This is a genomic window from Pseudomonas sp. Tun-23181 (assembly GCF_057415455.1).
This window is the reverse complement of record NZ_CM171630.1, coordinates 2006408-2031015: the sequence shown is the minus strand read 5'-3', so window position 1 is coordinate 2031015 and position 24608 is coordinate 2006408. Positions and strand designations below refer to the sequence as shown.

The 24608-nt window shown below is 63.8% G+C and carries 24 protein-coding genes and 1 pseudogene; 9 read left to right on the top strand and 16 right to left on the bottom strand.

All coding sequences use genetic code 11. The features are described 5' to 3' along the window. Nucleotides 1-174 precede the first annotated feature (174 nt). From ACDI39_RS09890 to ACDI39_RS09865, 6 genes are all read right to left on the bottom strand, one after another. A complete protein-coding gene (locus ACDI39_RS09890; protein WP_486538521.1) occupies nucleotides 175-912 on the bottom strand; it encodes a CatB-related O-acetyltransferase in 738 nt (245 codons plus the stop codon). 433 nt (nucleotides 913-1345) lie between these two features. Next, on the bottom strand, nucleotides 1346-2434 hold the full coding sequence (locus ACDI39_RS09885) for a polysaccharide biosynthesis/export family protein (protein WP_368816695.1): 1089 nt from the start codon (nucleotides 2432-2434) through the stop codon (nucleotides 1346-1348). Continuing rightward, nucleotides 2427-3533: a KpsE/RkpR family capsule polysaccharide export protein gene (locus tag ACDI39_RS09880; protein WP_368816696.1), complete on the bottom strand. Its 1107-nt coding sequence runs from the start codon at nucleotides 3531-3533 to the stop codon at nucleotides 2427-2429. Before ACDI39_RS09880 ends, ACDI39_RS09885 begins: the two co-directional genes overlap by 8 nt. A gap of 52 nt (nucleotides 3534-3585) precedes the next feature. Next, complete coding sequence (locus tag ACDI39_RS09875; RefSeq protein ID WP_368816697.1) at nucleotides 3586-4239, bottom strand: ABC transporter ATP-binding protein; 654 nt, start codon at nucleotides 4237-4239, stop codon at nucleotides 3586-3588. Nucleotides 4240-4252: 13 nt separating this feature from the next. Beyond that, a complete protein-coding gene (locus ACDI39_RS09870) occupies nucleotides 4253-5044 on the bottom strand; it encodes an ABC transporter permease (RefSeq protein ID WP_368816698.1) in 792 nt (263 codons plus the stop codon). Between the two features lie 404 nt (nucleotides 5045-5448). Then, nucleotides 5449-6450, bottom strand: coding sequence for an NADP-dependent oxidoreductase (locus tag ACDI39_RS09865; RefSeq protein ID WP_225787147.1), 1002 nt, complete (start codon nucleotides 6448-6450; stop codon nucleotides 5449-5451). A gap of 247 nt (nucleotides 6451-6697) precedes the next feature. On the opposite strand from ACDI39_RS09865, the gene ACDI39_RS09860 reads away from it, so the two are divergent. Continuing rightward, complete coding sequence (locus ACDI39_RS09860; RefSeq protein WP_486538517.1) at nucleotides 6698-7459, top strand: SDR family oxidoreductase; 762 nt, start codon at nucleotides 6698-6700, stop codon at nucleotides 7457-7459. A gap of 5 nt (nucleotides 7460-7464) precedes the next feature. Here ACDI39_RS09860 and ACDI39_RS09855 read toward each other — a convergent pair whose 3' ends face one another. Beyond that, on the bottom strand, nucleotides 7465-8310 hold the full coding sequence (locus ACDI39_RS09855) for a lipopolysaccharide kinase InaA family protein (RefSeq protein WP_225787145.1): 846 nt from the start codon (nucleotides 8308-8310) through the stop codon (nucleotides 7465-7467). A 93-nt stretch (nucleotides 8311-8403) separates the two neighbouring features. Continuing rightward, entirely contained in the window at nucleotides 8404-9576 is a 1173-nt protein-coding gene (locus tag ACDI39_RS09850) for an MFS transporter (RefSeq protein ID WP_225787144.1), read from the bottom strand. A gap of 157 nt (nucleotides 9577-9733) precedes the next feature. Between ACDI39_RS09850 and ACDI39_RS09845 the strand changes: the two genes are divergently transcribed. From ACDI39_RS09845 to ACDI39_RS09835, 3 genes and pseudogenes are all read left to right on the top strand, one after another. Continuing rightward, on the top strand, nucleotides 9734-11131 hold the full coding sequence (locus ACDI39_RS09845) for an aminotransferase-like domain-containing protein (protein WP_486538514.1): 1398 nt from the start codon (nucleotides 9734-9736) through the stop codon (nucleotides 11129-11131). Nucleotides 11132-11273: 142 nt separating this feature from the next. After that, nucleotides 11274-12305 (top strand): annotated as a pseudogene (locus tag ACDI39_RS09840) (methyl-accepting chemotaxis protein); the annotation flags it as partial. Between the two features lie 27 nt (nucleotides 12306-12332). Next, the gene (locus tag ACDI39_RS09835) at nucleotides 12333-13214 is read left to right on the top strand and encodes a methyl-accepting chemotaxis protein (protein ID WP_486538978.1); all 882 of its coding nucleotides are present in this window, start codon (nucleotides 12333-12335) and stop codon (nucleotides 13212-13214) included. A 208-nt stretch (nucleotides 13215-13422) separates the two neighbouring features. Here the strand turns inward: ACDI39_RS09835 and ACDI39_RS09830 are convergent, their stop codons facing one another. Next, nucleotides 13423-14613, bottom strand: a complete 1191-nt coding sequence (locus ACDI39_RS09830) for a benzoate/H(+) symporter BenE family transporter (protein WP_253167578.1) — start codon at nucleotides 14611-14613, stop codon at nucleotides 13423-13425. Nucleotides 14614-14758: 145 nt separating this feature from the next. Here ACDI39_RS09830 and ACDI39_RS09825 point away from each other — a divergent pair, with 145 nt between their 5' ends. Beyond that, nucleotides 14759-15361 (top strand): glutathione S-transferase family protein, encoded by a 603-nt coding sequence (locus tag ACDI39_RS09825; protein WP_225787140.1) that lies wholly within the window; start codon nucleotides 14759-14761, stop codon nucleotides 15359-15361. Nucleotides 15362-15557: 196 nt separating this feature from the next. Here the strand turns inward: ACDI39_RS09825 and ACDI39_RS09820 are convergent, their stop codons facing one another. The 5 genes from ACDI39_RS09820 to ACDI39_RS09800 form a co-directional block, all read right to left on the bottom strand. Beyond that, entirely contained in the window at nucleotides 15558-15932 is a 375-nt protein-coding gene (locus ACDI39_RS09820; protein WP_225787139.1) for a glutaredoxin family protein, read from the bottom strand. Nucleotides 15933-15995: 63 nt separating this feature from the next. After that, entirely contained in the window at nucleotides 15996-16541 is a 546-nt protein-coding gene (folE, locus tag ACDI39_RS09815; protein ID WP_225787138.1) for a GTP cyclohydrolase I FolE, read from the bottom strand. Nucleotides 16542-16610: 69 nt separating this feature from the next. After that, entirely contained in the window at nucleotides 16611-17171 is a 561-nt protein-coding gene (locus ACDI39_RS09810; protein ID WP_253091301.1) for a Smr/MutS family protein, read from the bottom strand. A 102-nt stretch (nucleotides 17172-17273) separates the two neighbouring features. Continuing rightward, entirely contained in the window at nucleotides 17274-17594 is a 321-nt protein-coding gene (locus tag ACDI39_RS09805; RefSeq protein ID WP_225787136.1) for a hypothetical protein, read from the bottom strand. Nucleotides 17595-17685: 91 nt separating this feature from the next. Continuing rightward, nucleotides 17686-18276, bottom strand: a complete 591-nt coding sequence (locus ACDI39_RS09800) for a cysteine hydrolase family protein (protein WP_225787135.1) — start codon at nucleotides 18274-18276, stop codon at nucleotides 17686-17688. Nucleotides 18277-18455: 179 nt separating this feature from the next. On the opposite strand from ACDI39_RS09800, the gene prmB reads away from it, so the two are divergent. Beyond that, nucleotides 18456-19364 carry a 50S ribosomal protein L3 N(5)-glutamine methyltransferase gene (gene prmB / locus ACDI39_RS09795; RefSeq protein WP_253091302.1) on the top strand — a complete coding sequence of 303 codons (909 nt, stop codon included), beginning with the start codon at nucleotides 18456-18458 and terminating at the stop codon, nucleotides 19362-19364. A gap of 142 nt (nucleotides 19365-19506) precedes the next feature. On the opposite strand, the gene ACDI39_RS09790 is transcribed toward prmB, so the two are convergent. Both ACDI39_RS09790 and ACDI39_RS09785 read right to left on the bottom strand, forming a co-directional pair. Continuing rightward, a complete protein-coding gene (locus tag ACDI39_RS09790) occupies nucleotides 19507-20295 on the bottom strand; it encodes a hypothetical protein (protein ID WP_253081484.1) in 789 nt (262 codons plus the stop codon). A 126-nt stretch (nucleotides 20296-20421) separates the two neighbouring features. Continuing rightward, nucleotides 20422-21384, bottom strand: coding sequence for an alpha/beta hydrolase (locus ACDI39_RS09785; RefSeq protein ID WP_225787132.1), 963 nt, complete (start codon nucleotides 21382-21384; stop codon nucleotides 20422-20424). Between the two features lie 156 nt (nucleotides 21385-21540). Here ACDI39_RS09785 and aroC point away from each other — a divergent pair, with 156 nt between their 5' ends. The 3 genes from aroC (at nucleotide 21541) to ACDI39_RS09770 (ending at nucleotide 24476) form a co-directional block, all read left to right on the top strand. Next, the gene (gene aroC, locus ACDI39_RS09780; RefSeq protein WP_225787131.1) at nucleotides 21541-22632 is read left to right on the top strand and encodes a chorismate synthase; all 1092 of its coding nucleotides are present in this window, start codon (nucleotides 21541-21543) and stop codon (nucleotides 22630-22632) included. A gap of 153 nt (nucleotides 22633-22785) precedes the next feature. After that, complete coding sequence (locus ACDI39_RS09775) at nucleotides 22786-23940, top strand: MFS transporter (protein ID WP_486538508.1); 1155 nt, start codon at nucleotides 22786-22788, stop codon at nucleotides 23938-23940. After that, on the top strand, nucleotides 23940-24476 hold the full coding sequence (locus ACDI39_RS09770) for a cupin domain-containing protein (protein ID WP_225787129.1): 537 nt from the start codon (nucleotides 23940-23942) through the stop codon (nucleotides 24474-24476). Before ACDI39_RS09775 ends, ACDI39_RS09770 begins: the two co-directional genes overlap by 1 nt. Nucleotides 24477-24608 lie beyond the last annotated feature (132 nt).

Below are 24608 nucleotides of genomic sequence, written 5' to 3'. Positions count from 1 at the left end.
GCTTCTGCTTAGGTTATCTAGCTAGTGTCCCGAATGGGTAGGGTAGTTCGTTAATCTAAAAGCCTCGGAACCATTGGGTGAAGCAAGTTAAGTAGATAGCGAATTAACCGCTTAGTGCGCTACTAGATAAATCAAGGCTTTTTGATTGGCCTTGATTTATCTTTGGTGTAAAACTTATGCTGATCTAGCAGAAAGCTTATTATTTGCCTCGGCCCCGTTGATGCTGATGGGGGCGCGGTCGATCAACTCAAGCTCTCCGCGTAATTCCATTTCTTTGATTTGCTTTATGGCTAATTCAACGTTGTCAAAATCAACGCCAAGTAGAGAGTCTGCGTCAAATCGCCACCACTTTAGCTCTAATAGTTCTTGAATTGTTTGTTCGTGGAATCTGTACTTTATTATTTTTGCTGGGCAGCCAGCAACAACTGCATAAGGTGGAACATCTTTGGTGACAACGGCCCCGGCACCAACCACCGCCCCATCAAAAATTTTAACTCCTGGCATAATTGTTGCGTTTGCTCCTATCCAGACGTCATTTCCAATCTCACTTGCGCTTGGCTTTTTCTGTTTCATTTTTTTGAAAGGGAAATCTTTTTTCTTTGTCCACGCTTTAAATACGGATCCGGTGCCGTACTGAAAAGGATGACTAGACAACCACGTCATCACATGATTGGAGTCTCCCGCCGTAAAGCCTGGTGCAATAGAACAGTATCGACCAATTCTTTTCAGGGCTGGGCCTATCCTGCCACCCCTCATATACGAGTATGCACCAATAAAACCTTTCATATTGGTATCGGTACCAATCAGGACAGGTGGTTCGCACTGTAATATCGAGGCGGTACCTATGGTACCGCCTCCAGCGATGTAGATGCCTTTGTTTTTGAGCTCACTCTTTAACTCTTTGTTAATCACCGGCTCCAGCTCCTTCAACGTGAGTCAATATTTTGGCCCGTAATGGAATTAAGGGCACGTGTGGGCAGAGCGGCAATGTATCTCGCAAAATGCGTTTTTACAACAGCAGATGCTTGATTCGAGTGGCTCTCGATTGAGTTTTCCAGATTGGGGCAGCTTTGGTGTGGTGGTGTTTGAATCATGTGCGCCCTGAATAAGGTTAACCTTGGAGGTTTGTCGACGAAGCTTACGGAGTCGTGTGTTATTGGAGGGGCGCTGAAGTTATTTAAGTGGTTCTGAGCCTATTTGTCATAAGAAATTTTCTTTTATCATCGCTTCTTAAAACTAGGTTAAGGAAAGGTGAGGCGTTGTAGTTTAAAGGGGCAGCCCTGAAGGCGGCAGGGCTGGTTTTTGTGGGCTTCAAAAGTTCTTTTTTATTTTGGATTTTAGCTAATTACTGAACGCCGGTGGCGCGTCCCAGTAACATGGTTTGAACGATTGGGCTAATAACTTTTTGCCATTCATGTACTGCTGCGTTGGTTACATAGATTGTGTCGTCTGGTTTGATCATGATTTGACGTGCATAGAATATAGCTGTTGGTTCACGCATATTCAGACGCATCACGACCGGTTTTGCATTCTCTTCTGTGCCCATGCGGAATACAAATACGCCTTCAGGATTCGCGCTACCTTCTTTCAATCCGCCGACACTGCTTAAGGCATCGAGTAGGCTTGTGTATTGTGCTGGCATATCTTTTAAGCCAGGCTCTGCGACAGCTCCCATAGCCACAAAGCGCTGGCGTGCTCGATCCAAGACGACTTCGGAGTTTGGACGCAGCACCATATTGTTGCCTGCCAGTACGTCTTCATAGTTGAACTGCTGAACTTGGCTACCAGTCCGCACGGTGACATTGACCAAGTGTGGTTCCATCACCGGGCCGCCGGCCTGATTCACAGCATCCAGCAGAGTCAGGGGACCTTGAAGGGTGCTGAATCGGCCTGGAGCTTTGACGGCGCCAGCTACCAGTACCGAGCCAGATAGGTCGCCGACCAATTCGACGTGGGTTTGCACGTCAGTGGTGATGCCCTTGAGTTGGCGACGAATCATGTCCTCGACCTCATTGAGGGTCATGCCAGCGACGAACTGGCGACCGACATAAGGCAGCGATAGCATGCCTTTAGCGTCAATGCGGGACTTGAGCTGGGTACCACCGGTAGCCAGTGGAGCGAACAGCGCCGAGCCTTCCGGTGCGGTGTCGGCGATCAGCACGTTGAGGGTATCGCCAGGCATCAGCCGAACTTCTGGTGGCAAGGGCTTAGTCACGGTGGCGAGTGGCGGGCGCACGGCGCCACGCATGTATGGGCCGATGGTGCTGGCATTGATATCTACAAGGTTATAGGCCTCGGTCTTGCTTTCTATCTCGCCCTTATAGGGACCGGCACCCGACAAGGTGCCGCCACATCCGGCTAGCCCCAAGGTTGCCAAGGCCAGCGCAGCCAGTTTCAGGTTGAGCTTGTGGGGGACAGCTATGGATTTAATCACGATGATCCTCGATCGAAGCCAGGATGAAGCGGGTGATGCCGTACACCATCAGCAGGCCAAGCAGGATGGTTGCCAGGTTGTACAAGCGCTCCGGGTACAGGGCGAGTTGCGGGGTATTGGGGCTGACCACGGTGACCAGGGTGCGGATCTTCTTGCTGGCCTCGATGCGAGCGTTGTCCAGCGCAGCGACGGCGGTCTTGTAGGTTTCTTCCGCGATGCCGGCGTCGAGCGTCAATTGCTGATAGCGCGAGGCGACCACGTTGAGTTGTGAGCCCTGTGGCGAGGAGACGAGCAGGCGTTTTTCCTTGGCCAGTTGCTGGGTGATGGCTTCGACCTTCTGCTTCTGCTGGCGGATCTGCGGGGCGTCGGCGCGTAGCTTGAAGGACATCTCGGTGAGCGCGGCCTGTTCGGCGGTGTACTGCCCTTCTAAGTTGGCGATGATGGTCGCGCGACTCTGAGCAGTATTGCCGCCGTCGAGCACCTTGTTCTCGTTCTGGAAGTTCAGCAGCTGGGTCTTGCGCTTGGAGTAGTTCACGCGTGCGGTTTCCAGCTCGCCTTGGGCGAACTTCATCTGCTCGCGGGCGATATTGTGGCTGACCTCGTTCACGAAGTGTTCGCTGGCCTGGAGAATGGTGCGCAGCATCTGCTCGGACAGCTCAGGTGTGAACGCCTGGACTTCGACGCGCAGCAGGCCAGTGGTTTCGTCGTAGTGGGCCGAAACCATACGCTGGTAGTACTCGAGTAGGTCTTCGCGTGGAGCGTCCTTGTCGAGCCAGAAGAACACATCGCGGCTCTGGTCGGCGTATTGCTCGATCCAGTGCACACGATCTTCAAGCAGCAGCATCATATCCATCGAGGTGATGTATTCACGCAGGTAGAGGGTCTCTTCCCGCGACGCTGGGTTGGTGCCAGTCAGCAAGGTGGCAAGGCCTGGTACCTGGGCCGCCTGGTTGTTCCCGTCCTGGCGGACTACTACTTGGGCGGAACTGACATAACGATCGATGGCAAAGATGCCGTAGTAGATGGCCGCAAGGACCATTGGCACGACGACCATGGCGATCGCCAGGCCCCAGCCCTTGTGTTTACCCGTACTGCTCATAGTGTGATGCATCCTTGATGTGGAACGGTGCTGCGAAGCGGTAATGGTGTGATCAGTTGTTGTAGGCCTTGATGCCTTCGGCGACGTCGTCATAGACCTGGATGCCGCCGTCACGCACCAGCAGGACGATGTCGCAGAGCTTCTCGATCTCCGGCATGGAGTGGGAAACGAGCACGACATTGGATTTCTGCAGTTTTTCCTTGAACACTGCGGCGCACTTGCGCTTGAACTGCGCATCGCCCACCGACATCACTTCGTCGATCAGGTAGTAGTCGAAGTCGAACGCCATGCTCAGGCCAAAGGCCACCCGCGAGCGCATGCCCGATGAGTAGGTCTTGATCGGCTCGTCGATCCAGTCACCGATCTCGGCGAACTCCTGCACGTAGCGGACCTTCTCGCGCATGGCATCGCCGGTGGCGCCATAGACGCGGCAGACGAACTTGATATTGTCGCGACCGGTCATGCTGCCCTGGAAGCCACCGGTCAGGCCCACCGGCCAGGAGATGCTGCGGTCGGTGACGATGGTGCCGGAGTCGGGCACATCAGCGCCGCCGAGCAGGCGCATCAGGGTCGACTTGCCAGCGCCATTGCGGCCGATCAGGCCGATGTTCTTGCCGGGCGGAATGGCCAGCGACAGGTTGCGGAAGACGTAACGCCGCCCCTTGGGCGTGAGGTACGACTTGGTGACGTTTCTGAGCTCGAACACGTGGGGCCTGTAGTTAACCGTTCTTGGTGGAAATCAGGTGCATCCTGCGGGCGCGGTAGGCGCCAAGAGACAGGAACAGCAATACCAGGGTAAAGGCGATCACATAGGTCGCGGACACCCCATCAACAGGGGTGTAATGAGGTAGTACTTCGGCGCGGATAAGTTCAAGCAAATGTAAGAAAGGATTCAGGAGTAGCAGGGGCATCATGGGCGTAGGTAAATAAGACGGTGGAAGAAGCACGCCGGAAATGAAATAGAGGGGGAAGAATGCCATGCGGATAAAGGCTTTGAGGCTCGGCAAGGCATGGGTGATTAGGGCCAGGAACATCCCCAGGCCGAAGGCGAACAGCAGACCGAGGAATAGGCTGGCGACCCACTGCAGTGGGCTGTGCACCGACATGTCGAATCCAAACCAGGCGAAGGTGAACACCAGAATGGCGTAGACCGTGGCTGCGACACAGGTTTCCACGATGACGCGGGCGACATAGGTGTCCAGGGGCTTGATCTGTTTGTAACCGAACAGCGAGCGGTTTTCTCGCAAGCTGTCCATTAGGCGCAGGGCGGTGTTGCGGTAGAGCAGGAAGGGAGCCATGCCGACCAAGATGAACACAGGGTATTCGACCCCGGAGATGGTGCGTCCGCGTAATATCGCGAACAGCAGGGAGAAAATCAGCAGGTGGCAGATGGGTTCGACCAGCATCCAGACTGCCCCCATACGACGAGCTCCAAAGCGGGCACGAGCCTCGCGCAGGACCAGAGCGAAGATGACCGATTTTTGGATCTGGAAAGAGGAGCGAGGCTTCAAGATGTTTACCGCAAAGCAAAGCAGCGCGCCTAAGCACGCCGGGGGTTCATCTTCAGGAAAGACCCGCTTCCAACTTGCGCCTGGCTAGGGAGGATCTCGGAGACTTCCATGTTCTAAGGCTCGCGAGAGTAAGCGCAGAAGGGTATAAGCGTCAAGGATATGCCATGAAACTGCTTGAAGCCCCGGGGATTAGGGGGGCTCAGATCTCCCCTTGGCCGTACATATGAAGTTGATTTGTTGCAAGTGTCATATGTCTGATTCTTGTTTTTGCGACTAACGGTTGTCAGGCGTCGGGTAGGAGCAACAGTGCTGCTTCGTATCCCCTTCGCAGCCCTTCGCGGGCAGCCGCTTGCCCTCCCGCACGACAGCGTCATCCGCACGGAGAGGCAAACAGCATCAGATTCTCACACCTTCAACACCAACTTCCCAAAATTCTCCCCACTGAACAACCTGAGCAACATCTCAGGAAACGTCTCCAACCCCTCCACCACATCCTCCTTGCTCTTCACCTGCCCGCTGGCCAACCAACCGGCGATTTCCCGCGCAGCCTTCCCATACTCCTTGGCATGGTCGAACACCACGAACCCTTCCATGCGCGCACGGTTGACCAGTAACGACAGGTAGTTGGCCGGCCCCTTGACCGCCTCTTTGTTGTTGTACTGGCTGATAGCCCCACAGATGACCACGCGGGCCTTGAGGTTCAGGCGGGTGAGCACGGCATCGAGGATATCGCCGCCGACATTGTCGAAGTACACATCGACCCCCTGGGGGCATTCACGCTTGAGGCCGGCGAGCACGTCTTCGGCCTTGTAGTCGATGACGCCATCGAAGCCCAGTTCGTCCTTGAGGTACTGGCATTTCTGCTGGCCACCGGCGATGCCGACCACGCGGCAACCCTTGAGCTTGGCGATCTGCCCGGCGATGCTGCCGACCGCGCCGGCGGCGCCGGAGATGACCACGGTTTCGCCGGCCTTGGGCTGGCCGACTTCGAGCAGGGCGAAGTAGGCGGTCATGCCGGTCATGCCCAGGGCGGAGAGGTAGCGGGGCAGGGGGGCGAGCTTTGGGTCGATCTTGTGCAGGCCCTGGGCGTCACCGGTGTAGTAGTCCTGCACGCCGAGCAGGCCGCTGACGTGATCGCCAGGCTCCAAGCCAGGGTGCCGGGAGGCGATCACTTCGCCCACGCCCAGGGCGCGCATTACCTCGCCGAGGGCGACAGGTTGAATGTAGGACTTGCCTTCGTTCATCCAGCCGCGCATGGCCGGGTCCAGGGAGAGGTACAGGTTCTTCACCAGCACCTGGCCGTCGGCAGGGGCGGTGGTAGGGACCTGTTCATAGGTGAAGTCGTCCCGGCGCACGGCACCGACCGGACGTTTGGCGAGCAGGAAGCGGCGGTTGGTCTGGGGCATTGGGGGTTCCCTTTGGTTGGGGGAGGCAGTGCCGGCCGATTTGCAGGCGGCTTGCGTGTGAAGTAGGCCATCACTGGCAACGCAACTCACGGCGGCAGACTCCATTAGATAGCCCGCCCTCGCCCTTGGATCAAGTTCCACAGCCCCCGCAAATACACCCCGATCCACCTGGTTGATCCTGCTGCCCAGCGTACGCCGCTCCTGTCTAGACTCCCTCCACCCCTACGAATCCGTTAAGGAGCCAGCAATGAGCATGAGGTTTTCCGGCCAGGTCGCCCTGGTCACCGGTGGTGCGGCGGGCATTGGCCGGGCGACGGCGTTGGCGTTCGCCGCCGAGGGCCTGAAGGTGGTGGTGGCCGACCGTGATGCGGTGGGCGGTGAGGCGACGGTGGCGCTGATTCGCGAAGCGGGTGGCCAGGCGTTGTTCGTCGCCTGCGACGTGACCTGCGAGGGCGAGGTGCGCCAGCTGCATGAGCGGGCCGTCGAGGCCTTCGGGCGCCTGGACTATGCCTTCAACAATGCCGGCATCGAGATCGAGCAGGGGCGGTTGGCGGAGGGGAGCGAGGCACAGTTCGACGCCATCATGGGCGTCAACGTCAAGGGCGTGTGGTTGTGCATGAAATACCAGCTCCCGCTGATGCTGGCGCAGGGCGGCGGGGTGATCGTCAACACCGCCTCGGTGGCGGGGCTGTCGGCGGCGCCGAAGATGAGCATCTACAGCGCCTCCAAGCATGCGGTGATCGGCCTGACCAAGTCGGCAGCCGTCGAATATGCCAAGAAGGGCATCCGGGTCAATGCGGTATGCCCAGCGGTGATCGACACCGACATGTTCCGCCGGGCCTATGAGGCCGACCCGCGCAAGGCCGAGTTCGCCGCAGCGATGCACCCGGTCGGGCGTATCGGCAAGGTCGAGGAGATCGCCAGCGCGGTGCTCTATCTGTGCTGCGACGGTGCCGCCTTCACCACAGGCCACGCGCTGACCGTCGATGGCGGTGCCTTGGCGATCTGAATGGCCTACCAGCGGCTTTCGATGTGGCCTGCGAGGAAGATATCGCGGCGCGCCAGGCGCCCGATGTCCTGGTGCTTGGCGATGGCGTACACCCGGTCGAACGCGGTCCGTTCGACCTGGGGGAAATACGTGGCGAGTGCCTGCTCCACCTTGGCGTCGTAGTCCGCTTCGGTGATGTAGCGGTAGATTTCGTGATAGTAGAGGAAGCCGAGCTGGAACCCCAGGGTTTCGTTGGGGAAGTCCGTCGGTTTGCAGAAGCTGTTCTCCAGGTCGATGGCCATGGGCTGGGCGCGTTCGTCGAGCGGCAGCATCACGTTAGCGGCCCAGAGGTCCATGTGGGTGATGCCTTGCGCCTGCAGCGCATGCAGCAATTCAAAGGCCGCCTCGAGCACGCGGTCGAGGGCCGCCGGGTTCTGGCGGATCAAGGTCAGCCCGTCGACATGGCCTTCCAGCAATTGGGTGATGAGAAACAGGTCTTGCACCAGGCCCAGCTTCGAGCGGCTGTAACCGTAACCGACCAGGTTGGGCACCCGTGCGCCGCGCCTGGAGGCTTCGCAGGTATTGATCAGCTCTTCCAGAGTCCAGTCGTAGAGGCCGCTGCGCTTGGGCGTGCCCCGCTGCACGCGCCATTTCTTCTTCAACGAATCCAGCTGTTCGCGCTTGGTGAACAGCGCGCTCTGGGCGCAGCCCAACGGTGCGCTGACACGCTTGGCGCCCGGGCGCTGTTCGATCAGTTGCTCGATGGCGGCACGAGTATGGGGGGTAAGCGGGGCTTGGAAATGCAGCGTGGTGCGGCGGTGTTTCAGGGTGTAGGGGTATTCGCCGGCGAGAAGATGAATGCTACGGACCACGCTGCCTTATTCCTAGTGATATCAAAGTGACATTGTTATTTCCTTGAAATATTACAGTTATTTAATAAATTTCCTACAGATTTTTACGTATTTTCACACTTGCGAAGCGGCGAGTTCCTCCAAGTGCTGTTGACGCATCCGCCGCAACAGGGCGCTTGCGACCAGCAGGCAGCCGATGAGCAGCGCCACGCCGAATACCACCAGCGCCATGCGTGGTCCCAGTCGGTCGTTCAACCACCCGGTCACGATCACCGGCAGGCTGAATCCGAGGTAGGCCAGCAGGAAGAATCCGGCGCTGGCGCGGGTTTTTTCGCTGCTGGCCAATTGGTTCACCGCAGCCAGCCCTCCGAGGTAGATGAAGCCGTAGCAGGCGCTGCTGGCAGCCACCGCGCCCAGCAGCACCGCGGCCAGGTGCCCGCCGGCGGCGCCCCAGGCCAGCACGGCATAGCTGCAGGGCAGGATCGCCAGGCCCAGCAGGGTGGCGTGGGCATTGGGCAGGCGACGGGCCATGGGCTGGAACAACAGGCCGCAACTGATCACGCAGAAGGTGGAGAAGCCCGACCAGGCACTGAGCGCGTGCTGGCGCAGGATGCCTGGCAACAGGGCAATGACCAGGCCGACGCAGGCCCAGGCCAGGAGAATGGCAAAACCGTAGGCGAGGCTGCCGGCCGGGTAGCAGGGCAGGCGCAGCATGGCGCTGCGTTGGGCCGGGCGTGGATCGGGCAGGCGCCACACCAACACCAGGGCGACGGTGGCGAGCAGCAACTGCAGGTGGAAGCTGGCCGGTGCCAGGGTGGGGCCGGCCAGCAGGCACAGGCTGGTCAGTGCAGCACCCAGGCCAAAGCCCAGGGAGGTGCTGGCGGTCACCCAGTTGGCGGCGCGGCCGATATCGCCGCCGGCCATCAGTTCGCCCATGTAGGCGGTGGCGGTGGCTGTCGCCATCCCGGTGCCCAGGCCCAGGACCAGGCGCGCCAGGCCGAGGGTTTCCAGCCCTGGGGCGAGCAGGAGCAGGGAGGTGGCGATCATCGACAGGCACAGGGCGGCGAGGATCAACGGCCGGCGCCCGACGCGGTCGGCCAGGCCACCCAGGGCGATCAGCACAGGCAGTACGCCCAGCACATAGCTGGAGAAGGCCGTCGCCGTGGCCGCCGCGCCACGGCCGGAAAGGTCTGCATAGGCGATGTACAGGGGCGCGGGCAGGTTCACCGCCAGGGTGATCAGGCACAGGGCGAAGGCCAGACGGGCCGGGGCGGAGCGGGTGGGCATGGGGGAATCCTTCTTGAGGGCGCGAAGCGGCCCCGGAGGGCAACCGAACGTCTTGGGCTCGTGAGCACAACAGTGGGCCTGGCCCCCTTGACCAACAAGGCACACTCCCAGCCCATTTGTGATTAACTGTTCTGTCAAAACAACCGAACACCTGACGATGAACATCCACCTCGACCGCCACGCTGCCACCCCCCTGGTGCAACAACTGACCGACCAGCTGCAAGCCTGGATCACCCAGCAACGCCTGCGCCCCGGCACCCGCTTGCCGTCGATCCGCACCCTGGCGCGCAACCTGGCCGTTAGCCCGTCCTGCGTGATCGAGGCCTACGACCGGTTGGTCGCCAGCGGCTGGCTGGAGGCGCGCCATGGCACGGGGTTCTTCGTCGCCGAGCGCAAGCCGGGCCTGGAGCAGGATCAGGCACAAGCCTGGGGCGAGGCGGTGGATGGCAGTTGGCGGCAGTTTCGCGAGGGCCATGACGAACTGCTCAAGCTGGGCTGTGGCTGGCTCCCCAGCGCCTGGCGGGCCGGCGACGAGCTGGCCCAGGCCATTCGCCAGGTCAGCCGTAGCCACCCCGAAGCGCTGTTCGACTACTGCCCACCTCTGGGCCTGGCCAGCCTGCGCCTGCAACTGCACAAGCGCCTGGCGCGCCTGGACATCCCCGCCGGTACGGAGCGCATCCTCACCACCCAGGGGGCCAGCCATGCCCTCGACCTGCTGGTGCGCACCCTGTTGCGTCCGGGCGATGCGGTACTGGTGGAAAGCCCCGGCTACTACAACCTGTTCAACCTGCTGCGCCAGCACCAGGTGCGCATGCTGCCGGTACCGCGCACCCCCAGCGGGCCGGACCTGAACGCACTGCAGCGCCTGCTGGCCGAGCACCGCCCGCGCTGCCTGTTCGTCAACAGCCTCTACCACAACCCGACTGGCACCAGCCTCACGCCCAAGGTCGCCTATCGCCTGCTGGAACTGGCCCGGGAGCATGACCTGCGGATCGTCGAGGACGATATCTACGCCGACTTCCAGGACGGCCCGGCAACACGCCTGGCGACCCTCGACAGCGAGCAACGGGTGATCTACATGGCCAGCTTCTCCAAGACCCTGAGCAGCGCTCTGCGGGTCGGCTACCTGGTGGCCGACCCGGCGCTGGTCGCGCGCCTGGCGGAGCTGAAGATGGTCACCGGCATCGGTACCTCGCGCTTCGCCGAGCAGGTGGTGGGGCAGATGCTCGCCAATGGCAGCTACCGCAAGAGCATGCAGCGCCTGCGGCTACGCCTGGGGCAGCACATGGCCAAGCTGCTTGGGCAACTGGAGGCCTACGGCTGGGAGGTGTTCTGCGAGCCCTATGGGGGCATGTTCGTCTGGGCGCGTGCACCTGGCCTCGACTATGCCCGCCTGGAGCGGATCGCCCTGGACAACGCCGTGCTGCTGACGCCGGGCAGCGCCTTCGATCACCAGGGGGCGTCGAGCGACTGGCTGCGCATCAATGTCGCCTATGGGCAGGATGTGCGTGCCCAGGCGTTCTTCCGGCATGCAGGGCGACCTTCAGCCTGCTGAAAACGACACAGGCATAGCTATTTGACATCATTGTGGCGGCTGGGCCTTGTGAGCAGGGCGCGCCTGTTGCCATTCTTGGCCTGAAAAAGGGCTGCTCTGCAGCCCCCATCGGCATACATGCGACTGGCAGGGGGAATCGGTGATGCGGGCGACCAAGCACGGTGTTCTGGCCAACCTGGGCATGGCCCGCAAGCTGGGCCTGGGTTTCGCCCTGGTGCTGTTGCTGACCCTGGCGGTGGCGGCCATCGGCGTCGTGGCGCTGCAGGGAGTGGGCCAGCGTTTCGACGGGTTGCGCCAGATGAGCCAGTTCAACACCGACCTGCTCAGGCTGCGCCAGCACGAACAGGCCTTCGCCCTGCGCTCGGACATCAAGGAGGCCGACGCCCTGCGCAGCGGCCTGCAGGGCCTGCTCGAGCGCGCCCGCGGCGTGCCGGCGCTGGCGGCGGCGCAAGCGGACCTGCAAGCCTATGGCCAGGCTTTCGAGGCCTTCGTCGAGGCGGTGCAGGGCAAGGAGCTGGCGCTGGACATGGCCAGTTGGTCGGTGTCCAGCGTGGCCAACAACCTCGATGTGCTGCAAGCGGGCCTGGCCGACGATGGCACCTATACCTTGCAGCAGTCCCAGGGCCAGGAGGGGGGCGAGTTTCTCGAGCAGGCCGCGCAGGTGGCCCAGGTCTCGCGCCTGATGCTGCAGGCCATGGACGAGGCGCGGGTGCGCCTGGAGCAAGGGCGCAAGGGCGAGGAGGCGGTCAACGAGGGGCGCATCGCCCAGACCGTCGAGGCCGCGACCCTGGTCGACCAGCTCAAGGCGGCGGTCAGCGATGCCGGCTACCAGAGCGTGCTCGGCGAAGTGGCCGGGCATATCGCCAGTTTTTCCGACAAGCTCAACGAATACACCGACCTGTTGGCCAAGGAGCAGGGCCTCAAGGCGCAGTTGCAGGCGCGCGCCGGGCAGGTCACGGCACGGGTCGACCAGGCCTACGCCACCCAGGAGCAGGCCATGCAGGGCGAGCTGGGCCGCAACACCCTGGCCATCGTCCTGGCCACGGCGCTGGCCTTGCTGGTGGGGGTATTGGCGGCCTGGTTGATCACCCGGGCGGTGGTCGGGCCGCTCAAGCGGGTGATCGACCGCGCCCGGCGCATTGCCGCCGGTGACCTGGCCATCGACGGTGAGGTGGCGCGCCGTGACGAGGTGGGCCAACTGATGCAGGCCATGCAGCAGATGGCAGCGGGGTTGGCGGGCATCGTCAGTGGCCTGCAGCATGGCATCGAGCAACTGGCCGGCAGTGCCCAGGCGCTGTCGGCGGTGACCGAGCAGACCAACCGTGAGGTGGGCAGCCAGAAGGAGGAGACCGAGCAGGTGGCCACCGCCATGCAACAGATGACCGCCACCGTGCACGATGTGGCGCGCAATGCCGAAGAGGCCGCCCAGGCTGCGCAGAGTGCCGACGACAAGGTCGGCTCCGGCCAGCAGGTGGTACGCCAGAGCATGCAGCGTATCGAGCAGTTGGCGGCGGCGGCGGAAACCGCGAGTGCCGGGATCGACAGCCTCAGCGCCGAGATCCACACCATTGGCGATGTGCTCGACGTGATCAAGAGCGTGGCCGAGCAGACCAACCTGCTGGCGCTCAATGCGGCCATCGAAGCGGCCCGGGCCGGTGAGCAGGGGCGTGGTTTCGCGGTGGTGGCCGATGAAGTGCGCGCCCTGGCCCGGCGTACCCGGCAGTCCACCGAGGAAATCGAGCGCCTGGTCGCCAGCCTGCGCGGCAATGCCCAGCAATCGGTGGCGCAGATCCGTGGCAGCACCGAGCTGGTGCGGCTGGCGGTGGCCGATGCGCTGCATACCGAGAGCGCCCTGGGCAGCATTGCCGCGGCGGTTTCGTTGATCCAGCAGATGAACCAGCAGATCGCCGCGGCGGCCGAGCAGCAGAGTTCGGTGGCCGAAGAGATCAGCCGCAGCGTCACGCAGATTCGCGGCAGTGCCGATCAGGCGGCGTTGGCCATGCAGGGCAATGCCCGGTCGAGCGTGGCGCTGGCGCAGTTGGGAGATGAGCTGAAGGGGATGGTGGGGCATTTCCGGTTGTGAGTTGCCTGCGTTGGCTGGTTGGGGCTGGCCAATGCTGGGGCTGCTTTGCAGCCCATCGCCGGCAAGCCGGCTCCCACAAGTTCTCTGCATGACGCATGATACGTGAGCACCTCGGGCTCTGTGGGAAGCCGGCTTGCCGGCGATGGGGCGCGAAGCGGCCCCAAGGCTTCCCGCTGGCTTCGAAATAGTGCGGAGCCAGCCCCATCGATCAAACCCTGCGCGGGCTCAGGATCAGCAAGGTCAACACCCCCGCCACGATCCCCCAGAACGCCGACCCGATCGAAAACAACGTGAACCCCGATGCCGTGACCATGAAGGTGATCAACGCCGCCTCACGCTCGCGGGCCTCGCCCATGGCCACGCTCAGCCCGTTCATGATCGAGCCGAACAGCGCCAGCGCAGCGATCGACAGCACCAGCTCCTTGGGCAAGGCGGCGAACAGCGCTGCCAGGGTGGCGCCGAACACCCCGGCGATGCCATAGAAGATCCCGCACCACACCGCCGCGGTATACCGCTTGCCTGGGTCTTCATGGGCATGCGGCCCGGTGCAGATCGCCGCGCTGATCGCCGCCAGGTTCACCCCGTGCGAGCCGAACGGCGCCAGCAACAGCGAGGCCAGGCCAGTGGCCGAGATCAGCGGCGAAGCCGGCACCTGGTAGCCATCGGCACGCAGCACCGCGACGCCGGGCATGTTCTGCGAGGTCATGGCCACCACGAACAGCGGGATGCCGATGCTGATGGTCGCCGCCAGGGAGAAGCTCGGCGTGGTCCATACCGGCCTGGCCACTTCCAGGTGGAAATCGCTGAAGTCCAGCAGCCCGAGGGCGCCGGACAGGGCGGTGCCCACCAGCAGCGCGGCGAGCACGCAATAGCGCGGCGACAGGCGCTTGACCAGCAGGTAGCTGAAGAACATGCCCAGCACCAGCACGGTGCGGTGCTGGGCCGCGACGAAGATCTCGCTGCCGATCTTGAACAGGATCCCAGCCAGCAGCGCCGAGGCCAGCGACGCGGGGATGCGCCTGACCAGGCGCTCGAAGCTGCCGGTCAGGCCGCAGATCAGCACCAGCACGGCGCAGGTGATGTAGGCGCCGATGGCTTCGCCATAGCTGACCCCGCCGAGGCTGGTGATCAGCAGTGCGGCGCCGGGCGTCGACCAGGCCACGGTGACCGGCGTGCGGTAGCGCAGCGACAGGCCGATGCTGCACACCGCCATGCCGATCGACAGGGCCCAGATCCACGAGGAAATCTGCGCGCTGGTCAAGCCGGCCGCCTGGCCCGCCTGGAACATCAGCACCAGCGAGCTGGTGTAGCCGGTGAGCATGGCGATGAAGCCGGCGACCACCGCCGACGGGGAACTGTCTGCCAGGGGGCGCAGGCGCGCGGAGGTGGCATCGGTCATGGGAAAGTCCTTGTAACTATGTAAGCGTTTTTTTCAGACTACCCTGCCAAGGCTCGATCCTTGCGATACAGCGACCATTGCTTTTAACCGTACAGTCGCCAACCATTGGGCTCGAACCGGCAACTGCATGCGAGGGGGAGGGGTGATGTACAAGGTCTACGGGGATTACCTGTCGGGCAACTGCTACAAGGTCAAGCTGATGCTCCATCTGCTCGACCGTCCGTATGAATGGCAGGCGGTGGACATTCTCAAGGGCCAGACCGAGACGCCCGAGTTCCTGGCCATGAACCCCAACGGCAAGGTGCCGGTGCTGCAACTGGAGGACGGCACCTGCCTGTGGGAATCCAACGCCATTCTCAACTTCCTGGCCGATGGCAGTGCCTTCCTGCCGAGCGAGCCGCGCCTGCGTACCCAGGTGCTGCAGTGGCAGTTCTTCGAGCAGTACAGCCACGAGCCGTACATTGCCGTGGCGCGTTTCATCCAGTTCTACCTGGGGCTGCCGCAGGAGCGGCTGGAGGAGTACAAAGGTCTGCACAAGGGCGGCTACAAGGCGCTCAAGGTGATGGAGAAGCAGTTGCAGATGACGCCCTACCTGGTGGGTGAGCAGTATTCGATCGCCGACGTGGCGCTGTATGCCTATACCCATGTGGCGCATCAGGGGGGCTTCGACCTGGGGCCATATCCGGCGGTGAAGGCCTGGCTGGCGCGGGTGGCGAGCCATCCGCGGCATGTGCCGATGGGGGAGTGAGGGGCAGGGCCGCTTCGCGCCCCATCGCCGGCAAGCCGGCTCCCACACGGATCAGCGGTGCTCACAAATGATGTGCCAGGCGCAGAACCCTGTGGGAGCCGGCTTGCCGGCGATGGGCTGCAAGGCAGCCCCAAGATGACAAGGCACTGCGTGCCTGACGGGATCGAGGCCGCAGCAGGCGACCGAAAAGCCAGTCTCAGATCGCCGAGAACCGCTTGTCCAGGTAGGCGATGATGTCGTTGGATTCATACATCCAGGTCACCTTGCCGTCGTCTTCCTCGATCCGCAGGCACGGCACTTTCACCCGACCGCCGCCTTCGAGCAGGGCCTGGCGATGCACCGGGTCGTTCTTCGCGTCGCGCAGGGTCACCGGCACGTTGAGGCGGTGCAGGGCGCGGCGGGTCTTGACGCAGAATGGGCAGGCATGGAACTGGTACAGCGCCAGGCCCTTGGCCTGCTGCTCGACACGCGCCTGGGCCGCCGCGTCGCGCTTGCGCTTGGCCGGGCGGCTGATCCAGTCGCCGAACACGATGAGCTGGCCGAGGCCGACCCGCAGGGCTTTGACGATCATGGGCAACTCCTGGGCAAAAGAAAAAGCCGACCCGCGAAGGGTCGGCCCGGGGTCACAGGCCGATCACTTGATCAGGCTGAGGAACTCGCTGCGGGTGGCGGCGTTCTCGCGGAACTCACCGAGCATCACCGAGGTGATCATGGTCGAGTTCTGCTTCTCGACACCGCGCATCATCATGCACATGTGCTTGGCCTCGATGACCACCGCCACGCCGGCGGCGCCGGTGACCTGCTCCACGGCCTCGGCGATCTGGCGGCTGAGGTTCTCCTGGATCTGCAGGCGGCGGGCGAACATGTCGACGATCCGCGCCACCTTCGACAGGCCCAGGACCTTGCCCTTGGGCAGGTAGGCGACGTGGGCCTTGCCGATGAATGGCAGCATGTGGTGTTCGCACATCGAATAGAGCTCGATGTCCCGGACCAGCACCATCTCGCTGTTGTCGGAGCTGAACAGCGCGCCGTTGGTGACTTCTTCCAGGGTTTGCTCATAACCGCGGCAAAGGTACTTCATGGCCTTTGCGGCCCGCTTGGGCGTGTCGAGCAGGCCCTCACGGGAGACGTCCTCGCCGAGCTGGCTGAGGATCTCGGTGTAGTTCTGTTCCAGGGACATGGATCTACCTGTGGGAATAATCGCAAAGGCGAAGGGTACGGCGGCGAGGGCGGCGCTGCAAGCGCGGCGTCACTCGTCGCGGCCTTCGAGCATGGTGCGCTTGAGCATCACGTACACGGCGCCGGTGCCGCCATGGCGGGCCTGGCAGGAGGTGAAGCCGAGCACTTGCGGGTGCTGGCGCAGCCAGGTGTTGACGTGGCTCTTGATCATCGGCCGCTTGCCGTCCAGGCGCGCGGCCTTGCCGTGGGTGACGCGCACGCAGCGCACTTCCAGCCGGGTGGCTTCGGCGATGAAGTCCCAGAGGGTCTCGCGGGCCTTTTCCACGGTCATACCGTGCAGGTCGAGGCTGCCCTCGAAGGGGATCTGGCCGAGCTTGAGCTTGCGGATCTGGCTTTCCTGCACGCCGTCTCGGCGCCACATCAGTTCGTCTTCGGCACCGACGTCGATGACGAACTGGTCGGACAGGCCATCGACCACCAGCGGCTGGTCGCTGCGCAGCGTCGCGGCCTGGCGCAGGCTGGCCATCTGCTTGCGGTCGGGCTTGGGCTTGCCGACATCGGCACGGTCGTGCTTGATCGGTTTCACGCCGCGCATCTCGGAGTGGAACAGGGAAAAATCGTCGTCTTGCATGATGCCTCCACGTGGGCGGCGTAGTTTACGCGACTGTGGGCGGGCGTACAGCCTGTGGTGGCCTATTCGCGGGTGGCTTCGGTGTCACCGCATTGAGGCGCCTCAGTCGTGTTTCTTCATCAGATGCGGTGCCAGGTTCAGTTCTCGGCTGCGGCGCAGGCGAATGCGGCTGCGCCGCCAGAAGCGCACGCCGACATACAGCAGAAGCAACCCGACCACGGCCAGGGTGACGGCCAGCGGCCGGTTGGCATTGAGTTCAGCCAGGGCTTCGTAGTTGCCCAGCAGGCCGGCGATGCCGGCCATGGCCAGGAGCACACCCAGCGTGGCCAGCAGGGCGGACAGGCCGGCAGCCAGGCGTGCACCCCAGTTGCGCGGTTCGCGCGGGCGCAGGCGCTTGGCATCGAGACTGTCGCGGAGCTTCATTACGGTTTCCTCGGGATCTTGCGTCGCTGATCCAGAATTCGACCTGAAGCCGGCCGGCAGGTTCCGCCCGGCCGCCGGGCGGTCGTCGCGGTCAGATCAGGCTGGCGGTCGGGGCGACGCAGGCGAAGTTGTCGGCCATCACGGCCATTTCGCACTGGTGGATCTGCGCGGCCGGGATGACCGTGTCCTTGAACGCCAGGTCGCGGGTGGTGGAGGCATCCTCGACCAGGGTGCAGCGGTAGCCATAGTCCTTGGCCCGGCGCACGGTGGTGCTGACGCTGGAATGGCTCATGAAGCCGCAGACGATCAGGTCCAGGTGGCCCAGCTCCTGCAGCGTCTCGTGCAGCTTGGTGTTCTTGAAGGCGTTGGGCATGCGTTTTTCGATGATGATCTCACCTTCGTGCGGCTCCAGGCCGGGAATGAATTCACCGCGGCTGCCCTGGGGGTCGAACAGGCCGCCGACGGTGCCCAGGTGGCGGACGTGGATGATCGGACGACCGGCGCTGCGCGCGGCGTCGAGCAACCGGGCGATGTTGGCCACGGCCTCGTCCATGCCCGACAGCGCCAGGGGACCGCTCAGGTACTCCTTCTGCGCATCGATGATGATCAGGCTGGCTTGGCCCAGCTTGGCCGGCGGGTAGTCGCGGCCGCTGAGGCGGAACATCGTGGTTGGAACGGACATCAAGGGCTCCTTTGGATAGGGCTTTTGTGCCCCTATTCTCCCTTGCCTCGCCGCCAATGTGAATGGTTGACATCGCAGGCGGCATGGTTACTGGTCTCTGGCCGGCAAATGACGAACCCGGGGGAACATTTGCGCGGGTGGGCTGTTAGACTTTTGTCCTGTCTGAAAAGGAGTCCCCCGTGATCACATCCCGCCTGCGCACCCTGCGCGACCATATCCGCTGGGCGGTCAGCCGCTTCCATGAGCACGAGCTGTTCTTCGGCCACGGTGCCGACAACGCCTGGGACGAGGCCCGCCTGCTGGTGCTGGGTGCCGTGCACCTGCCCTGGGAAGTGGCCGACAGCTACCTGGACTGCCAGCTCGAGGATGACGAGCGGGTGCGCCTGCAGCACCTGCTCAAGCGCCGTATCGAGGATCGGGTGCCGACCGCCTACCTGCTGGGCGAGGCCTGGTTCTGTGGCATGTCGTTCCTGGTCGACGAGCGCGTGCTGGTGCCCCGTTCACCGATCGGCGAGCTGATCGAGAAACGTTTCGAACCCTGGCTGGCGGCCGAGCCTGCGCGGATCCTCGACCTGTGCACTGGCTCCGGGTGCATCGGCATCGTCGCCGCCGACGTGTTTACCGAAGCCGAGGTGGTGCTGGCCGACCTGTCCTACGATGCCCTGGAGGTGGCCAACCAGAACATCGAGCGGCATGGCCTGGAGGCGCGTGTCTACACCGTGCAGGGCGATGGTTTCGCCGGGTTGCCGGGGCAGCGTTTCGACCTGATCCTGTCCAACCCCCCCTATGTCGATGCCGAGGATTTCGCCGACATGCCGGCCGAATACCACCATGAGCCCGAGTTGGGCCTGGCCTGTGGCAACGATGGCCTGGACCTGGTACGGCGCATGCTCGCCGAGGCGGCCGACCACCTGACCGAGAAGGGCCTGCTGATCGTCGAGGTGGGCAACAGCCAGGTGCATGTGGAGGCGCTGTATCCAGAGGTAGACTTCACCTGGCTGGAGTTCGAGCGCGGCGGGCATGGGGTGTTCATGCTCACGGCCGAGCAGTGCCGGCAGCACCAGGAGCTGTTCCAGGCGCGGGCCTGATCGGGGCAGGGGGCTGCTTTGCAGCCCATCGCTGGCAAGCCAGCTCCCACAAGTTACCCTGCAAAGCGAATCACCTGTGATCGACTCGGACCTGTGGGAGCTGGCTTGCCAGCGATGGGCCGCGAAGCGGCCCCGCTCGATCTCAGCGCGTAGCGATCCAGATCAACAACCCCGCCTGGAACACCGCGAACGCCACCAGGCAGGTGATGGTGAAGCGCAAACCGCTGTCTTCGCGGCGGTACTTGGCCACACGCTCATCGCGCTCGCGCAGTTGCGCTTCCTTCTCCTGCAGGTTCTGCTCGGCCTGCTGCAGCATCCCCGCCGCCTCGAGAATGTCGACGCGCTGCACCTTCTCGCCGTTCCAGCCGCCCTTGAGCTGGCCCACCGGGGTTTCCACGGTGCGGCCCTTGAGCAGTTGCCCGTCGGTGTACTCCACCTCCAGGCCGACACTGCGCAGCACATGGTCGCGGCGCAGGCGGGAGTCCTCGTTGAGGGCGTCCTTGCTCGGCAGGCTCATGCCTTCGATCTGGTAGTGCGACCACTTGCCCTGCAACCACTGCGCGGCCTGGCCCAGCAGGAAACGGCCAAGGCCACGGTTGAGCGGCTCGAGCTGCAGGCCGCCGTCGCCACCGATGCGCACCTGGCGCTGCTCATGGTCGACGCGGATATCCAGGTGGTTCTGCTCCTTGCGCACCTTCTGCCCGGGCAGGCGGATCTCCATGCGCAGCAGGCTGTGCGTCTTGCTGTGCCGCTCGGCATGGCCGAACTGCACGAAGCGCAGGGGGCGGGCGCCGCTGTTGCGGTCGGTGGGCAGGGGCGCCAGGCGCAACAGCTGGAAGTGCTCGACGGCAAGGTCTTCCCAGGGCAGCGGAGCGCTTTGCGGGGCTTGTGAGTCTTCGTCCGCCTCAACGGCGGCGGGGGCATCGGTCATCAGGGGTGTCCTCGAATGCACGGCGGGCGGAATGGGGGCATAGGGCTGCTGCGCAGCAGCCCCAAGAGCACCGGTACCGCCTCGATACCGCGTTATCGGCAGCGACGAGGACTTCCTGAGCGCAATCTAGGCCGGCGGCAACTGGCGGATGAACGCGACGATCCGCTCACCCAGTTCGTGGGCCAGCGGCAGGCCGGGGTTGTTGTAGCTGTCGCGTTGCTGGCGCATGCCCCTTGGGCTGATGCGCAGCATATGGTTCATGCCATCGATCAGCGCCAGTTGCGCATCGGGCTTGGCCGCCTTGAGGCGCTCGGCGTCGGCGACGTCCACCTGCACGTCGTTGCGGCCCTGGACGATCAGCGCCGGCACCTTGAGACGGGCGAAGGCCGCCGCCGGGTCCTGGCGCAGCAGGGAGATCAGGTACGGCTGCACCGTGGGGCGGAACACCTCGCGCAGCGAGGGCGGTACGTCGAGGCTGGTCTGCCCGGCCTGCAGGCGATCGATCAGCGCGTTGCCGCGCGCCAGTTGCGCCGGCGGCAGGCGTTGGGCCAGCTGTTCGCGCAGCACTTCGGCCACCGGCCGGCCGCTGCCGGCCACGGTGATCACCGCGCTGGCGCCGGCCTGTTCCGCGGCCAGGCTGGCGATCAGCGCACCTTCGCTGTGGCCGAGCAGGATCAGTGGGCCGAAGCGCGGGTCGGCCCTGAGTTTGCGACCCCAGGCCACCGTGTCGGCGACATAGCGCTCGACGCTGAGGTCGCGCTCGTCGGGCGTGGCCGGCTGGCTGGCGGCCACGCCACGCTTGTCGAAGCGCACGCTGGCGATATGCTCGCTCGCCAGCAGTTGGGCCAGGCGCTTGAGGTTGTCCAGGCGCCCGCTCGCCGGGTTGTTGCCGTCGCGGTCGGTAGGGCCGGAGCCGGCGATGATCAGCACCACCGGTGGCGGGCTGTCTTGCTGGGGCAGCAACAGGCTGCCATGCAGCACGCCCTGGCCGGTGTCGAGGTCGATGGGGCGATGCAGGACGGTGGGGGAAGCAGCCTGGGCGAGGGTGGTACAGCATAGCAGGAGGAGGGCGGCAAGGCGCAATATCATGGAGCTACTACCTGGAGGGATGCTGGTTGGACCGGATGGTGGTGGGAAGGTTCGCGCGGGCCAGTGGCGGCCAGATATTTCGAATTTTTTCGCAAACCCCCGGCTTTCCGTATACTGGCGGCCTCCTTCCCATTCAGGCAGATTCGCGGAGCGTCCATGTCCGGCAATACCTACGGCAAGCTGTTCACTGTCACCACCGCTGGCGAAAGCCATGGCCCGGCGTTGGTCGCCATTGTCGATGGGTGTCCACCGGGCCTGGAGATCTCCCTGGCCGACCTGCAGCACGACCTCGACCGGCGCAAGCCCGGCACCAGCCGGCACACCACCCAGCGCCAGGAGCCTGACGAAGTGGAGATCCTTTCCGGGGTCTTTGAAGGGCGCACCACCGGCTGCTCGATCGGCCTGCTGATCCGCAACACCGACCAGAAGTCCAAGGACTATTCGGCGATCAAGGACCTGTTCCGCCCCGCCCACGCCGACTACACCTACCACCACAAGTACGGCATCCGCGACTACCGTGGCGGTGGCCGCAGTTCGGCGCGCGAGACCGCCATGCGCGTGGCCGCCGGCGCCATCGCCAAGAAGTACCTGGCCACCCAGGGCATCCGCGTGCGTGGCTACATGAGCCAGCTGGGCCCGATCGAGATCCCGTTCAAGACCTGGGACGCGGTGGAGCACAACGCCTTCTTCAGCCCCGACCCAGACAAGGTGCCGGAGCTGGAGGCCTACATGGACCAGCTGCGCCGTGACCAGGATTCGGTCGGCGCGAAGATCACCGTGGTCGCCGAAGGCGTGATGCCGGGCCTGGGCGAGCCGATCTTCGACCGCCTCGATGCCGAGCTTGCCCATGCGCTGATGAGCATCAACGCGGTCAAGGGCGTGGAGATCGGCGCCGGCTTCGCCAGCGTCGCCCAGCGCGGCACCGAGCATCGCGACGAACTGACCCCGGACGGTTTCCTCAGCAACAACGCCGGCGGCATCCTCGGCGGGATTTCCTCCGGGCAGCCGATCGTCGCCCACCTGGCGCTCAAGCCGACCTCCAGCATCACCACCCCGGGCCGCTCGATCGACATCGATGGCAACCCGGTCGAGGTGGTCACCAAGGGCCGTCACGACCCCTGCGTGGGCATCCGCGCCACGCCGATCGCCGAGGCGATGATGGCCATCGTGCTGATGGACCACCTGCTGCGCCATCGCGCGCAGAATGCCGGTGTGCAGGTGGGGACGCCGGTGCTCGGGCAGCTCTGATTGCGTCTGTGATTGTGCTGGCCTTTTCGCGGACAAGCCCGCTCCCACAGGTTCAACGCTGACGTGCAGAGCAGCGCAACCCCTGTAGGCGCGGGCTTGCCCGCGAATGGGTCGGTAGGCGACAACATTCCTGACTGACCGCCGGCCCGCCCCATGACCTCCATCCCTTATTGGCGCCTGTCCAGCTTCTACCTGTTCTACTTCGCCCTGCTCGGTTCCACCGCGCCGTTCCTGGCGTTGTACTTCGACCACCTGGGCTTTTCCCCGGCCCGCATCGGCGAGTTGGTAGCCATCCCCATGCTGATGCGCTGCATTGCGCCCAATCTGTGGGGCTGGCTGGGCGATCGCAGTGGCCAGCGCTTGCTCATCGTGCGCCTGGGCGCCTTGACGACCCTGGCGACCTTCTCGCTGATCTTCCTGGACAAGAGCTACGCCTGGCTGGCGTTGGTCATGGCCTTGCACGCGTTCTTCTGGCACGCGGTGCTGCCGCAGTTCGAGGTGATCACCCTGGCCCACCTGCATGGGCAGACCGCGCGCTACAGCCAGGTCCGCCTGTGGGGCTCGATCGGCTTCATCCTCACCGTGGTCGTCCTGGGTCGGTTGTTCGAATGGCTGAGCCTGGACATCTACCCGGTGGCCCTGGTGGTCATCATGGCAGGGATCGTCGCCGCCAGCTGCTGGGTGCCCAACGCCCAGCCGGTGGAGCATGCCGAACGCCGTGCGACGGGCGGCTTCCTGCGCCAGCTGGCGGCGCCGGGCGTGGCGGCCTTCTATGTATGCGTGGCGTTGATGCAACTGAGCCACGGGCCGTACTACACCTTCCTCACCCTGCACCTGGAGCACCTGGGCTACAGCCGTGGCGCCATCGGCCTGCTGTGGGCGCTGGGGGTGGTGGCCGAGGTGCTGGTGTTCATGGCCATGAGCCGGATCTTTACGCGCTTTTCCGTGCGCCAGGTGCTGCTGGCCAGCTTTCTCCTGGCGGCGCTGCGCTGGCTGCTGCTAGGCAACCTGGCCGACCTGCCCGCAGTGCTGGTGTTCGCCCAAGTATTGCACGCGGCCACCTTCGGCTGCTTCCATGCCGCGGCGATCGCCTTCGTCCAGGCCAGCTTCGGCGCCCGCCAGCAAGGCCAGGGCCAGGCGTTGTATGCGGCGTTGTCCGGCACCGGCGGCGCATTGGGCGCCTTGTATTCGGGCTACAGCTGGAAACTGCTGGGCCCGTCCTTCACCTTTGGTATGGCCAGCGTCGCGGCGCTGGCGGCAGCCGTTATCATTGCCATCCGTTCGAACCAGACCAGGAACAGCCCCTGATGAGCATTCTCAGCGTTTTCCACCCGTCCAGCCCGGAGCTGCCGAACAAGGTGCTGACCCACCACGACGATATCACCGCGACCCTGGCCGAGCAGGGCTTGCGGTTCGTGCACCGCCCGCATGAGCTGCGGGTTCGGCCGGGCAGCGGCCAGGACGAGGTGATGGCTGCCTGCAGCGGGCTGCTCGATCAACTGATGAGCGAGCATGGGGGCGCGGCCTTCACGTTGCTGAACCGCGACGGCGTGGACCCGGGGCAGATCGACTTGCGCGACGAGCACGTGCATGACGCCGATGAGGTATTCGCGGTGGTCACTGGCCGTGGGCAGGTCAGCCTGCGCGTGAACGATTACGTCTTTGCCGTGCTGTGCGAGAAAGGGGATGTGCTGGTGGTGCCGGCTGGGGTGCGGCGTTGGTTCGACCTGGGCGATGCGCCGTTCTGCCTGGCCTTGCGAGTGTTCGGCAGCGAGCAGGGGATGCCGCCGCGCTTCACCGGGGATGACAGTGCCCGGCAGTTTCCGGGGATCGATGAGTTCTAGCAAGGGGTGACGCTTGAGCCCATCGCTGGCAAGCCAGCTCCCACAGGGGCCGAGTCGATCACGCATCATGTGATTTGCAGGCCCTTGTGGGAGCTGGCTTGCCAGCGATGGGCTGCAAAGCAGCCCCAACAT

Coding starts and splice junctions, on each gene's coding strand:
- ACDI39_RS09880 (WP_368816696.1), bottom strand. CDS start 3,533: ATGAGCAGTACGGGTAAACACAAGGGCTGGGGCCTGGCGATCGCCATG.
- ACDI39_RS09865 (WP_225787147.1), bottom strand. CDS start 6,450: ATGCCCCAGACCAACCGCCGCTTCCTGCTCGCCAAACGTCCGGTCGGT.
- ACDI39_RS09860 (WP_486538517.1), top strand. CDS start 6,698: ATGAGCATGAGGTTTTCCGGCCAGGTCGCCCTGGTCACCGGTGGTGCG.
- ACDI39_RS09850 (WP_225787144.1), bottom strand. CDS start 9,576: ATGCCCACCCGCTCCGCCCCGGCCCGTCTGGCCTTCGCCCTGTGCCTG.
- ACDI39_RS09845 (WP_486538514.1), top strand. CDS start 9,734: ATGAACATCCACCTCGACCGCCACGCTGCCACCCCCCTGGTGCAACAA.
- ACDI39_RS09835 (WP_486538978.1), top strand. CDS start 12,333: ATGCAGGCCATGCAGCAGATGGCAGCGGGGTTGGCGGGCATCGTCAGT.
- ACDI39_RS09830 (WP_253167578.1), bottom strand. CDS start 14,613: ATGACCGATGCCACCTCCGCGCGCCTGCGCCCCCTGGCAGACAGTTCC.
- ACDI39_RS09825 (WP_225787140.1), top strand. CDS start 14,759: ATGTACAAGGTCTACGGGGATTACCTGTCGGGCAACTGCTACAAGGTC.
- ACDI39_RS09820 (WP_225787139.1), bottom strand. CDS start 15,932: ATGATCGTCAAAGCCCTGCGGGTCGGCCTCGGCCAGCTCATCGTGTTC.
- folE (WP_225787138.1), bottom strand. CDS start 16,541: ATGTCCCTGGAACAGAACTACACCGAGATCCTCAGCCAGCTCGGCGAG.
- ACDI39_RS09810 (WP_253091301.1), bottom strand. CDS start 17,171: ATGCAAGACGACGATTTTTCCCTGTTCCACTCCGAGATGCGCGGCGTG.
- ACDI39_RS09805 (WP_225787136.1), bottom strand. CDS start 17,594: ATGAAGCTCCGCGACAGTCTCGATGCCAAGCGCCTGCGCCCGCGCGAA.
- ACDI39_RS09800 (WP_225787135.1), bottom strand. CDS start 18,276: ATGTCCGTTCCAACCACGATGTTCCGCCTCAGCGGCCGCGACTACCCG.
- ACDI39_RS09790 (WP_253081484.1), bottom strand. CDS start 20,295: ATGACCGATGCCCCCGCCGCCGTTGAGGCGGACGAAGACTCACAAGCC.
- ACDI39_RS09785 (WP_225787132.1), bottom strand. CDS start 21,384: ATGATATTGCGCCTTGCCGCCCTCCTCCTGCTATGCTGTACCACCCTC.
- aroC (WP_225787131.1), top strand. CDS start 21,541: ATGTCCGGCAATACCTACGGCAAGCTGTTCACTGTCACCACCGCTGGC.
- ACDI39_RS09775 (WP_486538508.1), top strand. CDS start 22,786: ATGACCTCCATCCCTTATTGGCGCCTGTCCAGCTTCTACCTGTTCTAC.
- ACDI39_RS09770 (WP_225787129.1), top strand. CDS start 23,940: ATGAGCATTCTCAGCGTTTTCCACCCGTCCAGCCCGGAGCTGCCGAAC.